Below are 13,501 nucleotides of genomic sequence, written 5' to 3' on the forward strand. Positions count from 1 at the left end.
CCATGAAAGCCGAGGAGACCCGGGAATCCGGGGTGACCGGGGAATCCCGGGTGGCCGGGAAATCGGTGGCCGGGGAATCCGGGGCGGCCAGGGAGGAATCCGGGGTGGCCGGAGACCCGGCCGCGGACCCCATATCCCTGCGCGGCGCGACGGCCACCCTCGGTGGCCGCCCCGTGCTGCGCGGTATCGATCTGACCGTCCGCCGCGGTGAGGTCGTGGCGCTGCTCGGCGCCAACGGCTCGGGCAAGTCCACCGCCGTACGGTCCATCGTCGGCCAGGTGCCGCTCAGCGGCGGTGAGCTGACCCTCTTCGGCACCCCGCGCCGCCGCTTCCGCGACTGGGCGCGGATCGGTTACGTACCGCAGCGCACCACCGCCGCCAGCGGCGTCCCCGCGACCGTGCGCGAGGTCGTCTCGGCGGGGCGGCTGGCCCGCCGCCGGTTCGGGCCGCCACGCAAGGCCGACCGGGCGGCCGTTCAGCGGGCCCTGGAGCTCGTCGGCATGGCAGACCGTGCCCGGGACCCGGTGAGCGCCCTGTCCGGCGGTCAGCACCAGCGCGTACTGATCGCCCGCGCCCTCGCGGGCGAACCGGAGCTGCTGATCATGGACGAGCCGATGGCCGGGGTCGACCTCACCAGCCAGGAGATCCTCGCGGGCACCCTCCGCGAGCAGGTCGCCGGCGGCGCCACGGTCCTGCTCGTGCTGCATGAGCTCGGCCCGCTGGAGCCGCTGATCGACCGCGCGGTGGTGCTCCGCGACGGCTGCGTCGTCCACGACGGACCGCCGCCCAAGGCCGTGGGCCAGCACGCGCTGCCCGGCCACGATCACGTCCATCCCCATGCGGCGCCCGACGCCGAACCGATCCGGACAGGGTTGCTGACCTGAGATGCTCGAGATCCTCGACTACGCCTTCATGCAGCGGGCCCTGCTCGCCGCCGTCCTGGTGGGCATCACCGCGCCCGCCGTCGGCATCTACCTCGTCCAGCGCCGCCAGGCGATCATGGGCGACGGTATCGGCCATGTCGCCCTCACCGGCGTCGCCCTCGGCTTCCTGACCGGCACCAACCCGGTGTGGACCGCCGTCCTCGTCTCCGCCCTCGGCGCGATCCTCATGGAGCTGATCCGCTGGTACGGCAAGACCCGCGGCGATCTCGCGCTCGCGATGCTCTTCTACGGCGGGATGGCGGGCGGTGTACTGCTGATCAACCTCTCGCCGACCGGCTCCAACGCCAACCTCACCACCTATCTCTTCGGCTCGATCACCACGGTCTCCCCCCAGGACGTCGTCGCGATCTCCTTGCTCGCCGCCTTCGTCGTAGTGACCACCCTGGGGCTGCGCCGCCAGCTGTTCGCGGTCTGCCAGGACGAGGAGTTCGCCCGGGTGACCGGCCTCCCGGTGCGCACGCTCAATCTGCTGCTGGCCATCACCGCGGCCGTCACGGTCACCGTCGCCATGCGCGTCGTGGGCCTGCTCCTGGTCAGCGCCCTGATGGTGGTCCCGGTCGCCGCCGCCCAGCAGGCCACCCGGGGCTTCGCGATGACGCTGGCGCTGGCGATCACCATCGGCGTTGTGGTGACCCTGTCCGGCACGGTCTTCTCCTTCTACCGGAACGTCCCGCCCGGCGCGAGCATCGTCGTCCTCGCCATCGGCGTCTTCGCCCTGATCACGGCCCTGGCCGCGCCCCTGGCGAAAAGACGCGCGGGGCGGGTGGCCGCGGCCGAGGAACGATGCACCCTGAGGGACGATGTACTCGTACAGTCCACTGCTCGTAGTGCACGGTCGTAGTGCACGGTCGTAGTGCACGGTCGTAGTCCACTGCCCGGCCAATGCCGTGCTCCGTCGCCCATCCCGTCACTCTCGTCCGCCACCCGAGCGATAACTGGCACAATGGCCGGGCAGAAAGCGCGGTGGGCGCGGAACGGGCCCCGAGAGCGACGGAGCATGCGAGGTTGAGGAGGCAGCTGTGGCGACCGCCGGTCCCCCAGTACGCGGCCGGTCCACCAGGCAGCGCGCCGCGGTGGCGGCGGCACTGGACGAGGTGGATGAGTTCCGCAGTGCGCAGGAGCTCCACGACATGCTCAAGCACCGGGGCGACTCGGTCGGCCTGACCACCGTCTACCGCACCCTCCAGTCCCTCGCCGACGCCGGCGAGGTCGACGTCCTCCGCACCACGGAGGGCGAGGCGGTCTACCGCCGGTGCAACAGCGAGGAGCACCACCACCACCTGGTCTGCCGCGCCTGCGGCAAGGCGGTCGAGGTGGAGGGCCCCGCCGTCGAGAAGTGGGCCGACGCGATCGCCGCCGAGCACGGCTTCGTGGACGTGGCCCACACGATCGAGATCTTCGGCACCTGCGGCGACTGCGCCGCGGCCAAGGCGTCCCAGGGCTGACTCCCACTCCACAGGCGTACGCGCGGCACCCTGTCCCTGGGCGGGGCACCGAGTACGGTGCCAAGTACGCGAACATTACGGCTACTTGGGGGGGGAGCCTGATGTCCTTGTTTCCTGATCCACCGGGGCCGCCGGGCCTCTTCGTCGATCCGCCGTCCCCGAAGAAGACCGCGAGCGCCTTCCACACCGCGGGCGCGACGGGGCAGAACAAGATCAAGCTGGACGACCCGGAGGCCGCCGGGAAGGCCCATTCGGGCTGGCCGGTCGCGAAGGTCGACCAGGAGTTCGGCTCGCCCAACTGCGCCACCCTCGCCCTGCACGGCACGGTCGTGTCCTACGACGGAGGCTGACCGCCGATGCCCTCGGAAACCCCCGGCCGCACCCCCGTCCGTGTGCTGCGCCGAGCGGCGTCCCTGCTCGGGCGGGGGCGAGTGGCGTTTGTGCGGGGCTGGGCGCATCCGCGGCTGAAGTGGCCCAAGCGGGTGGCGGCGGCTGCCGCTGTGCTGCTGGTGGTGCCCGTTCTGACCGCCGGGGTGTCGCTGCGGCTGGAGTACGCGGGGGATCCCGCGCCCGGGACGCGGACCCGTGAGCGGGACGCGGTGTGGCTGGGGCATGCCTGGGTGGACGGGCGCAATGGTGAGGCGCGGCTGGCCGAGCTGGTCCAGCGGATACGCGGCACCGGCATCCGGGACCTGTACGTCCACGCGGGCCCGCTGGAGCATGACGGCGGCCTGTCCGCGGCGCGCTATCCGAAGGCCCGGTGGCTGGTGGACGCGGTGCGGCGGGAGCTGCCCGGGGTGCGCGTCCAGGCGTGGCTCGGAGACGTGCTGTCCACCGAGGGCGAGACGGGGTTGGACCTCGGCGAACCGGCGACGCGCGAACGCGTCGTGCGCTCGGCGCGCCAGGTGCTGGACGCGGGGTTCGCCGGCGTCCACTTCGATCTGGAGCCCCTGCACTCCGGCGACCGGGACTACCTGTCGCTGCTGGACGATGTGCACGCGGTCACCCGCGCCCACCGCGCACCGCTGTCGGTGGCCGCGCACCAGATAGACCCGCTCCCCTCTCTCCACTCCGTCGCGGGCTTCGTCGCCGGTCACCCCAAGTGGTGGTCGCAGTCGTACTTCGGCGCGGTCGCCCGCCGGGTCGACCAGATCGCGGTGATGTCGTACGACACGGCGATGCCCATGGAGAGCCTGTACGGGGGCTATGTGGCGCACCAGACGCGGCTTGCCCTCGAGGCGACCCCGCGCGGCACCGACCTGCTGATGGGCCTCCCGGCCTTCCACACCGACGACATCGGCCACCATGAATCGGCCGAGACGGTGGCGGCCGCCGCCCGGGGCGCCCGCCTCGGCCTGAGCCGCGAGGACGCGCGCCGCGAGCGGTTCGGCCTCGCGCTGTATGTGGACTTCGCGGCGACGCCGGGTGACTGGGCCGCGTACCGGAGGGGCTGGGGCGCGCCGAAACCGGATTGATCTCGGATGAGTCCCTCGCTTCCAGCGACCGGATACGACTTACGAGTCCGTGTGTGGGGTCAGCTCTTGTCGGTGGAGGAGAAGGTCACAGAAAGAGTCCCTTGAAAATCAATACGGGCCGTTCGACAAAGCGCCGGCCCGGCTCCGATTGATCTGTGTCGGGGTTGTGGGTACGGTGCTGGACGTGATGAGCCCTGAATCAGACAGAACGGAGCCGCCGGTCGCTCGGCGGCGAGTCGTTCTCTGACGACTGATCTGACTTTGGTCTGACGTGATCTGACCCTTTGGGTCGATCTCGCTTCCAGCGACCGGACACGACTCCGTGTGTTTGGTTCCTTTCTCGGGCTCTTGGCGTGGTCCGACATCCAGCACGCGGCCGCTCTTGCCCGCATACGCTCATCGCTGATCGCTGATCGCTGGAGTCGACCTCTTGCCTGTCTTCCTCTATGTCCTCGCGCTCGCCGTCTTCGCGCAAGGGACGTCCGAGTTCATGCTGTCCGGTCTCGTACCGGGGATCGCCCGCGACCTCTCCGTATCGGTGGGGGCCGCGGCGAGTCTGACGTCCGCGTATGCGATCGGGATGATCGTCGGCGCCCCGGTGATGGCCGCGTTGAGCGCACGATGGCCACGGCGGCGCGCGCTGGCGGGCTTTCTGGCGGCGTTCGTCGTCGTGCATGTGATCGGGGCGGTCACGACGGACTTCGCCGTGCTCTTCGGCACGCGTGTCGTCGCCGCGATCGTCAACGCCGGCTTTCTGGCGGTCGCGATGTCCGTGGCGACGGCGCTGGTCCCGGCGGAGCAGCGCGGCAGGGCCACCGCCGTTCTGCTGTCCGGGGTCACGCTGTCGTGCGTCGCGGGCGTCCCCGCGGGGGCGCTGCTCGGGGACTGGTCCGGCTGGCGTTCCGCGTTCTGGGCCGTGGCCGCCCTGTGCCTGCCCGCGCTGGCGCTGGTCTTCCGCCAGGCGCCCGCCGACGCGGCCGGTCGGGCGGAGGTTTCGATCAGGCGGGAGGCGGGTGCGTTGCGCTCGCGTCCGGTGCGGTTGGCGATGGTCCTCGCGGCCGTGGTGAACGGGGCGACCTTCGCGACCTTCGCCTACCTGGCCGTCATCGCCACGGACATCGCCCACCTCCCGGCCGCCGCGGTCCCGGCCCTCCTCGCCGCGTTCGGGGTGGGTGCGTTCGTGGGGGTGACCACGGCCGGGCGTAAGGCCGACGGCGGACTGGGGAGGGGCCCGCTCCTGGTGCTGTGCGTCCTGCCGATGGGCTGGGCGGTGCTGGCCGCGACCAGTGCGCATACGGCCCCGCTCTTCGTCGTGACGATCGTCCAGGGCGCCCTGTCGTTCGGCATCGGCTCAACGCTCGTCGCGCGCGTCATGTACGTGGCGCCCCAGGCCCCTTCGCTGGGCGGCTCGTTCGCCACGGTCGCGCTGAACGCGGGTGCCTTCCTGGGCCCGTTGATCGCGGGCGCCGCGACCGGGGCGACGGGCGACTACCGGGACGCGGCATGGGTCAGCGCCGCCCTGGCCGCGACGGCGGTCGCCGCCGTCGCGGTCTCCAGGGCGGGGGTTGCCCGCGCCGGGGTCGAGGAAGCCGGATAACCCACCGGCCGGTGGTCGAGTGCGACGTCAGCACGCCCAGCAAGGCTCTGGTGGGCTGACGTCGCCCCCTCCGAAGCCATCAGCCCAGGCTCAGGCTCCAGACGTCCCCATGCCCCGGGCAGTCATCACGCTCCTCCTCGCCCTCCACCACCAGCACGGAGACCTTGGTTTCCGGTGCTCGGTATTCGAGATAACCGCCTTGAGAGCGAAGATTGAACTCAGGCGCGTCGGGGGTTCGTGACAGCTGCTCCCGCAGCTCGCTCCAGGAGCAGTACTCCGGGAACTGCACGCCCATATCTCGACACCACTCCGCTGCCATGCCCTCCTCATCGGCAGCCAGACGGTGGAGTTCGACCATCCCGCTGGTCATGACCCACTCCCCCTGGCCACCGGAGAAGTAGAGCTCCACGAATCCGTAGTCCCTGCGGAGGGTTCCGTACTCCTCGTCGATCACTTCGATGAAGTCGACCTTCAGCGCCTGATCCACCTCTTCGAGGGATGATCCGACCCCCACCTCGTGCAGTCGCCCGGTCGCAATAACGCTCGCCAGAAGCGCCGCACCGCTCACTGACCCTCCCCACTAATGCTGCACAACAACAGTTCGCCGGGCATTGCCGCTACTGTCCGCTCCATCGTGCGATCTCCCCACCCGGCATGCATGCCACTCGACTCCCGTTCGGCCCCACAAGCCCCCAAGCCTCGTAATCAGAATTCGGAGCCACAGTCAATTCCGTACCGCTCTCGAACGAGATGAGCAGATCCCCGGCGCATCCCACCTCAGCCGAGGTGACCGCATCGCGCACGAGGCTCACCAATCGGACCGTAGTAGCACCTGGGGATTCCGGGTCGAACGGTACGAGATCCCCACCGGGCGCCTGGATGCTTGCGTCTGTCTCCACACGCACCTCGTAACCCTCACTGGTGAGGAGCGTGAGACGGTACGTGTCCGCTCCCAGCAGGATGGTGGGCATGGACCTGAACCTCCGAGGCCAATCAGTCACCCGTGTCTGCTTCGACGTGGGGGTGAGCGGTGGGAGTCTATCGGCGGTCCGGACTGGGGTTGGATATCTTTCACTTACCAAAACCTCTATTACGCCGGAGGCAGGGACTCGATCGCCTCGCGCATCTCGTTGACCTCATACCCAGTGCGCAGGAATAGTTCCCGGCCGTCCATCTGTGCAAGCACCTTTTCAGCGAGTGGTCGCCAAATCCCGATGAGCTCCCTCGGCATCTCAAGCTTTACGACGCTCGCACCATCCGCGCCGGAGCTTGCCTCCTCAAGTCGCGGCATGGCCGGAGACTCGTTTTCGATCACGTCGATCAAGATCGGATTCGGCCTCGCCGCCCTCGCAATTTGCCTGGCCATGCGGATACAACGGAGCAACTCGTCCCGCAGGTCAGGATCCTGCGGCAGCTCGGCCGTCTCAGGCAAATTCGGAATCTCTTTGGTCACCTGGAAGATGATTTTGAATTCATCGAAGGTGATCTGCGCTCTCCGCACACCAAATCCTCTGTCTGTCGCTACTCGAGATCTTCGAAATAAGTCTTCCCTTCCTTCGGTGTGAATACTGTTCCTCCGTCCCCTTCCTCGACCACAACCGCACCCTTGCCCGGATCCCAGTAGGCGATTCGGTGCCTCTCAAGGTAACGGACCTCAACGTTCGGCACTTCCTCGTTGATCACCTTGTCAACATAGTCATCCAGCTCCTCTGGTTTGACATCTCTCACATAATGATCCATGCCGCCCTCGTCTTTTGCCCGCGCACGGGAGTGTTGGGCGATGTTTTTCGCCGTCTCACACGCCTCCCGACCCATAGGGTCAATGAACCTGTAGGGATTCCTGACGTACGCGTGGTGGTTGGGGGCGGGATCGAGGCCCAGGGGGTCGGGGGTGACGTAGCGGGCGGTCTCTGGGTCGTAGTGGCGGAAGTAGTTGTAGTACAGGCCCGTTTCGGGGTCGGCGTATTGGCCAGGGAAGCGGAGGGGGCAGTCGACCATTGATCCGCTCGCCCCGGAGGGGAAGTCCGTGCCCCAGAGGGTGGTGCGGTGTTGCCAGGCCAGGTCACCGGCCGCGGAGACCAACTCCGTTGGAGTGCCGACCAGGTCCGTGATGATGGCGTGGAAGCGGGGTGTGGTGTCGTCATCGGCGCCGGTGAATTTCTCTATGAGGGATTCGCCGGGCCCGCGCACCAGGGACGTGTGGTCGGTTTGGGTCAGGGGGCGGTGGCTGCCCGGGGCGTAGTCCCAGGTGGTGTGCTTGCCGTCTGGTGTGGATTGCTCCGCAAGTCGGGTGTCTTCCCATGCGAAGGTCACCGATTCCGCCACCGTGCCGTCCTCGGCCAGGCGTTGTTTGGATACGCGGCGGCCGAGGGGGTCGTACGCGTAGCGCCAGTGGTCGCCGTCCGGGGTTGTCGCGTCCGTCAGGCGGTCCTCGGCGTTCCAGATGTAGGTCCAGGTGCGGGTCTGGCCGTTGAGGAGTTTGCGGGTGCGGCGGGTGAGGCGGCCCTGGGCGTCGTGTTCGTAGGTGGTGCGGCCAGCGCGGTGGATGATCGTGCCGGTGAACTCGCGGTCGCCGGGTGACGCGTGGTCGGGGGCCGTGGCATTCGTGAGGTTGCCCGCCGCGTCATAGGCGTATGTCTCGGTCCAGCCGTGCGCGTGGACCGCCGTCACGCGGCCGACCGGGTCCAGGTCGAAGCGGCGCGTGCCGGAGGTGAGTTCGCGGATCTCGGTGAGGTAGCCGTCCGCGCGGTAGGCGTAGGAGCGGTGTTGGAGGATCCGGCTCGCCTCGTTGTCGCGGCCCTCGCCGATCGTCTGGGTAGTGAGGCGGTCCGCCCTGTCCCAGGTCTGGGTCAGTCGCACCGCCTCGCCCACGCGGCGTTCCGTCTCGCGGCCCGCCGCGTCGTACGTGAAGGTCAGGGTGCCTGCCGTGCCCGTGGTCAGTTGGGTGGGGCGGCCTGCCTCGTCGTAGGTCCGGACGCTCCTCAGGCCCGAGGGCGTCGTGCGTTCGGTGCGGCGGCCCACGGCGTCGTACGCGTACGTCGTCGTCCGGCCGTTGACCGTTTCTGACCGGACTCGGCCCACCGCGTCCCGTTCGAGGGTCAGCTCAACGTCCGGATTCGCCGCTCGGATCAGGGCGCCCTGTGCGTCGTAGGCGTATGTCGTCCGTGCGCCCGCCTCGTCGCGTTGTTCCGTCGTGCGGCCGAGCGCGTCCCGGGTGAAGTGCAGCGTCTCGCCCGCGCCGCCTGTGCGGGTCAGCAGGCCGCCCGCCGGGTCGTGGGTGTAGGCGATGGTGCGGCCGTTGAAGTCGGTCTCGGAGGTGAGCCGGCCCGCCGGGTCGTAGGTGTAGGTCCAGGTCAGGCCCTGGGGGTTGGTGACCTCGGTCAGGCGCAGTTCGGTGTTGTAGGCGAAGGCGTACGTCGCGCCGTCCGGCTCCGTACGGGTCGCGGGGACGTCGAAGTGGGTGGACGTCTGGTGGGTGGCGTGGCCCGCCGGGTCCGTGTGGGTGAGGAGGTTGCCCTCGCCGTCCCAGGTCCAGCTCTCCCGGGCGCCGTCCGGCTCCTCCCGCCACGCCGGTCTGCCCTCGGTCGTCCAGCCCATACGGGTCGTATGGCCCAGCGGATCCGTCGCCTCCACCACCCGGCCGAAGGCGTTCCGGTGGACGCGCGTGGTGTGCCCCAGCGGGTCCGTTACGGCGATGGGGAGCCCGGCCCCGTCCGGGGTCAGGCGCGTGATGTTGCCCAGCGCGTCCGTCACCTCGGCCAGGTGGCCCCGCTCGGTGTAGCCGTAAGCCGTGGTGGCCCCCACGGGGTCCGTCGTCGCGAGGAGGTTCCCCGTGTCGTCATACGTATGGCGCCACGTCCCGCCGCCCGGTTCGGTGACCTCCACCGGCAGGCGCAACGCGCTGTACGTGGCCTCCGCCCGCGCCCCGTCCGGCAGGGTGACGCCGGTCAGGTTGCCGTCCTCGTCGTACCCGTAGCGGGTGGTACGGCCCAGGGGATCCGTCACCGAGACCTTGCGGTCGCCGCGCGCGTCCCACTCCGTCAGCGTGGTGTGGCCCAGCGGATCGGTCTCCTCGATCAGCTGACCGTCGGCGCTGTAGCAATACCTCGTCGCGTGGCCGAGCGAGTCCGTGTAGACCGTCGTGCGCGCCTCGTCGTCGTAGTCCAGGCTGCCGTTGAAGACGCCGTCGCTGCCCTCGGTGCGCACCACCTTGCCGTCCGGCCCGTAGACGTACCGGAATGACGTGCCGTTGCGGTCGGTCCAGGACGTGACCCGCCCCTCGCCGTCGTAGGTGAACCGCAGCGGCGTGCCGCTTGAGTTGATGACCTCGGTGAGGTTGCCCGCCTCGTCGTAGCCGTAGCGCATCACCACCGTGCCGCTCGCACGGTTCGTCTCGGGCTCGTAGACCGACGGTGGCTCATCGAGCAGCCGGAGCGCGGTGACCCGCCGGCCCTCGGTGTCGATGGCCAGGTAGTAGCCCCCGGAGTGGCGGACGGCCAGCGGGGCGCCGCTCAGGGCGCGCTCGATCTCGATGCGCGCGCCGTTGCGGTCCTGCAGGCTCTCCAGGACCAGGTAGACCGCGCCCGGCTCCTCCGTGGCGGCGGGATGGACGAACGTCCGCACTACACCCGCCTCCGGATCGGTGACCGTCATGACGCCGTCCGGTTTGCCGTCCCACTCCAGCGGCCACCGCGCGCCCTTCGCGGGCAGCGTCGGCACCCCCGGCTCCGGCACCGGATACACCAGCCGCATCCCGTCCGCGGCGGCGAACACCACGCCCTCCGCGTCCAGTTGGACCCGCTCGTCCAGCAGACTGGCCCACGTCGGGCCGAACCACACCCCGCCCCGGTACGAGGACACATGAGTGCGCTCGAAGACCAGCGGCAGCGACCCCGGCAGCGTCAGATCAGTCTGCTCCATCAGCATCGCGCCCGTCGCGATGTCGATCGGCTCGCCCGCGCACGGGCACTTCTTGGCCGGGCGGGCGGCCGGGCCCTCCTCGATGAGGTTCGGGCGCATCGAGGGCACCTTCGGCGGCTTGAGCAGATCCGGGACGCCCGTGAGCTTCGGCGTCACACCGGGCTTGAGCACCCCGAGCCCGGCGCCGAAGATGCCGCCGTCGATCATGCCGTCCTTGGCGGCCTGGTTGACCTCGTCGAGGCTGAAACCCTTCTGCTGCCCCAGAGCGATCTTCACCGGCTGGGCCACCGCCGCGTCGATCGTCACCGACAGCACGCTGGTGAAGACCGCGCCGGTGAAAATCTCCGCGGCCAGCGTCGCCACCGCCTCCTCCACCGCGATACCCAGCCCGCTCGCCATCGCGATGATCTCCGCGGCCACCTCGTCCGAGGCGCCTCCGGTGAACGGGGTCAGCAGGAGACCACCGACCAGCGCGGCCGCGTCGATGGCGATCTGCGCCTTCAGCGCGTCGATGGCGTCGTCGACCTTGTCGGCGAACTTCTCCAGGAACTTCGCCATGTTCCGGGCGGACTTGGCGAGATTGCTCAGCCAGCCCTCGTCCTTGCCCTTGGCGTAACGCCCCCAGAAGGTCTCGAAGGCGTCGATCGCCTCGCCCTTGTTGTGGTGGATGAGCGTCGTGGCCGCCTTGTTGGTGGCGACCCGCACATCGTCCACGCTGTCGGCGAACGTCCGCCAGGCGTCGGCGGCATCGCGCAGGGTGCCGGAATTGGCGTCCGGCCACCACATGCCCAGCTTCATGAGGAGGGCCTTGGCCTTCTCCTCGATCTCGCTCCCGAAGCTCACCGATGGCCGTCCGCGCCCGGACCCTGGTCATGACCCGAGCCGTGCTTGGCCTTGGTGAACATGCCCTCGATGAGCTTGTCGTTGTCGACATGCCCGTCGGCCATGTCGTTCATCGCCTCGTAGATGCTGGTCAAGCCGAGGACGAGAATGCCGGCCGCCGACTCGATGTGCTTCTGGTTCGGCTTGTACTGCTTGGCGAAGTCCTTACCGGGCTTGTCGTCCCCCCACGGCTCGCCATAGCCGTCCAGTGTCGAGATCAGCGTGGTCAGCGCCTCACTCAGCTTCACCGCCTGGTGGTGGAACGTCGGCGCGACCGACTTGATGTCCGCCACCTTGATGTCCAGAACCTTGCCGCCGCCGTGCCCGCCGCCACTGCCCATGCGACGCCTCCCCCGCTGAACCGAACCTTTGTCGTACAAAGCTTCCAGGCTAGGGCGGCAACCATCACGGACCGTTCAACGTGGCCTCTACAGCGAGTAAAGAGTGCTCACCCCGAGGTGCGTCCCACTCCCCCTACCGGCGGCCGTTGACGAAACGGAACGTGGATCCGTATATTAATCGGAACGACGATCCGCTTCTGGCGGGGTCGCGATCATGCCGTAAGGAGAGTTCAGGAATGATTCTGGTCACCGGGGGGCTCGGCTTCATCGGCTCCCACACCGTGCAGGCCCTGCTGGCCGCGGGCGAGGAGTGTGTGCTGGTCCAGCGCAGCTCCACCGAGCCGCCGACCGGGCGGTTCGACGCGCCGGTCGCGGTGGAGCGGGCCGACATCACCGATCTGAGCGCGCTGCTCGACGTGGGCACGCGCCACAAGATCACCGGCATTGTGCACCTCGCGGGGTCCATGCCCTGGCCGCCGAGCCCCGAGCAGCCCATCGAGGCGACGCGCAAGGCGATCGGCGGCCTGCTCAACGTCCTCCAGGCCGCGCGGGACTGGGACGTGCGGCGGGTCGGGGTCGCGAGCACGATCGGCGTCTACGGTGGCGGCGGAGCCGAGGGCCCGCTCACCGAGGACATGCCCGTGTCGTTGAACTCGGGGCACCTCATCCCGACCTTCAAGAAGATCGGCGAGCTGCTCAACGACCACATGGCCGACGCCACCGGCATCGAGATCGTCAACTACCGCATCTCCGGCATCTGGGGGCCGCTCGAGCCGCACGGCCCGCTGTTCTTCGCCGCCCCCGAACTCGTCCACGCCGCCGCGCGCGGCGTCGAGCCGGACCTCTCCCCCCTCCCGGCGCCCGCCTACGCGGAGGACTCGCTCGACCTCTGCTACGCGAAGGACGCGGGCCGGGCGATCGCACTCCTCCAACTCGCGGACCGCCTCAACCACCGCACCTACAACGTGGCCTCCGGCCGTGCCACCAGCAACGCCGAGATCATCGCCGCCATCAAGAAGGTCGTCCCCGATGCCCGGGTCGACCTCCCCATCGGTGGAGCCAGCTCGCAGACGTATCTCGACATCACCCGCATCCGGCAGGACACCGGCTACGAGCCCGCCTACGACACCGAGCGCGCGGTCGCCGAGTACATCGCCTGGCTGCGGGCGGGCAATGAGCGCTGAGCCAGAGCCCCCTGGTCAGCGACGGGTGGTGAGGCGGGTGAGGGTGACGCCGTTGGGGAAGGCCGTGCGTTCGGCGACACCGAAGACGGTGGGATCGAAGGCGCCGTCGAAGGCGGGAATCCCGGCACCCGCGACGACGGGGTAGTTCTTGATCACCAGTTCGTCGATCTCCGGCAGCAGGGCACCCGCGAGCTTGCCGCCACCGCAGAGCCAAACGTTCAGCGCCGTGCCGTCCAGCCTCGTGTCGTCCTGCCCCGTGCCGTCCAGCCCCGTGCCGTCCAGCCCCGTGCCGCCCTCCCGCTTGAGCTCGCGTACGAGGGCGAGCGGGTCGCCCGGGACGACGGTGACTGCCGGGTCGATATCGGGCTTGAGGGTGCTGGACACGACGTACTGGCGCAGGTGGGCGTACGGGCTGGTGATCCCGGCGTCGAGGGCGGGGCGGTAGGTGCCGAGGCCCATGAGGACGGTGTCGAAGTGGCGGTTGGGCGCGTCGGCCAGGCCGGCCGCCGCGCGGTGGGCGGTCGGGACGGTCTCGGGAAACAGCGTGTTGGTCCAGTTCGAGTAGGCGGCGGACTGCTGTTCGTCGCCGCCGGGGAAGAAGTCGTACTCGCCGCCCGGCCCCGCGATGCGGCCGTCGAGCGTGATACCGACGTAGTACACGAGCTTTCGCATCTCTAGCCGCTCCAAACGTAGTACTCTGCTTGTAGTGGTTG

Annotated in this window: 13 protein-coding genes; 7 read left to right on the top strand and 6 right to left on the bottom strand. The window is 69.3% G+C overall.

Annotation, left to right across the window (positions count from 1 at the left end; genetic code table 11):
• The first annotated feature begins 2 nt into the window (after positions 1-2).
• The 6 genes from J2Z30_RS30060 (at position 3) to J2Z30_RS30085 (ending at position 5,461) form a co-directional block, all read left to right on the top strand.
• On the top strand, positions 3-884 hold the full coding sequence (locus J2Z30_RS30060; protein ID WP_245388577.1) for a metal ABC transporter ATP-binding protein: 882 nt from the start codon (positions 3-5) through the stop codon (positions 882-884).
• A gap of 1 nt (position 885) precedes the next feature.
• Positions 886-1,785 carry a metal ABC transporter permease gene (locus J2Z30_RS30065; RefSeq protein ID WP_044575594.1) on the top strand — a complete coding sequence of 300 codons (900 nt, stop codon included), beginning with the start codon at positions 886-888 and terminating at the stop codon, positions 1,783-1,785.
• A gap of 178 nt (positions 1,786-1,963) precedes the next feature.
• On the top strand, positions 1,964-2,389 hold the full coding sequence (locus J2Z30_RS30070) for a Fur family transcriptional regulator (protein WP_020871449.1): 426 nt from the start codon (positions 1,964-1,966) through the stop codon (positions 2,387-2,389).
• A gap of 101 nt (positions 2,390-2,490) precedes the next feature.
• The gene (locus J2Z30_RS30075) at positions 2,491-2,739 is read left to right on the top strand and encodes a hypothetical protein (protein ID WP_044575586.1); all 249 of its coding nucleotides are present in this window, start codon (positions 2,491-2,493) and stop codon (positions 2,737-2,739) included.
• Between the two features lie 6 nt (positions 2,740-2,745).
• On the top strand, positions 2,746-3,864 hold the full coding sequence (locus tag J2Z30_RS30080; protein ID WP_044575584.1) for a glycoside hydrolase family 18 protein: 1,119 nt from the start codon (positions 2,746-2,748) through the stop codon (positions 3,862-3,864).
• Between the two features lie 430 nt (positions 3,865-4,294).
• Positions 4,295-5,461, top strand: coding sequence for a Cmx/CmrA family chloramphenicol efflux MFS transporter (locus J2Z30_RS30085; RefSeq protein ID WP_044575582.1), 1,167 nt, complete (start codon positions 4,295-4,297; stop codon positions 5,459-5,461).
• Positions 5,462-5,540: 79 nt separating this feature from the next.
• Here the strand turns inward: J2Z30_RS30085 and J2Z30_RS30090 are convergent, their stop codons facing one another.
• The 5 genes from J2Z30_RS30090 to J2Z30_RS30105 form a co-directional block, all read right to left on the bottom strand.
• Positions 5,541-6,029 carry a hypothetical protein gene (locus tag J2Z30_RS30090; protein ID WP_044575579.1) on the bottom strand — a complete coding sequence of 163 codons (489 nt, stop codon included), beginning with the start codon at positions 6,027-6,029 and terminating at the stop codon, positions 5,541-5,543.
• A gap of 49 nt (positions 6,030-6,078) precedes the next feature.
• Entirely contained in the window at positions 6,079-6,432 is a 354-nt protein-coding gene (locus J2Z30_RS51810; protein WP_372453330.1) for a DUF6188 family protein, read from the bottom strand.
• Positions 6,433-6,551: 119 nt separating this feature from the next.
• Complete coding sequence (locus J2Z30_RS30095; protein ID WP_044575576.1) at positions 6,552-6,962, bottom strand: hypothetical protein; 411 nt, start codon at positions 6,960-6,962, stop codon at positions 6,552-6,554.
• A 20-nt stretch (positions 6,963-6,982) separates the two neighbouring features.
• On the bottom strand, positions 6,983-11,224 hold the full coding sequence (locus J2Z30_RS30100) for a DUF6531 domain-containing protein (RefSeq protein ID WP_052701593.1): 4,242 nt from the start codon (positions 11,222-11,224) through the stop codon (positions 6,983-6,985).
• A complete protein-coding gene (locus J2Z30_RS30105; protein WP_044575573.1) occupies positions 11,221-11,604 on the bottom strand; it encodes a hypothetical protein in 384 nt (127 codons plus the stop codon). The genes J2Z30_RS30100 and J2Z30_RS30105 overlap by 4 nt, the downstream gene beginning before the upstream one ends.
• Before the next feature lie 236 nt (positions 11,605-11,840).
• Here J2Z30_RS30105 and J2Z30_RS30110 point away from each other — a divergent pair, with 236 nt between their 5' ends.
• Positions 11,841-12,788 (top strand): NAD-dependent epimerase/dehydratase family protein, encoded by a 948-nt coding sequence (locus J2Z30_RS30110; RefSeq protein ID WP_044575570.1) that lies wholly within the window; start codon positions 11,841-11,843, stop codon positions 12,786-12,788.
• 15 nt (positions 12,789-12,803) lie between these two features.
• Here the strand turns inward: J2Z30_RS30110 and J2Z30_RS30115 are convergent, their stop codons facing one another.
• On the bottom strand, positions 12,804-13,460 hold the full coding sequence (locus J2Z30_RS30115) for a dihydrofolate reductase family protein (protein ID WP_044575569.1): 657 nt from the start codon (positions 13,458-13,460) through the stop codon (positions 12,804-12,806).
• Between the last annotated feature and the right edge of the window lie 41 nt (positions 13,461-13,501).

It is taken from the genome of Streptomyces iranensis, from assembly GCF_017874715.1.
Taxonomy (GTDB): Bacteria; Actinomycetota; Actinomycetes; order Streptomycetales; family Streptomycetaceae; genus Streptomyces; species Streptomyces iranensis.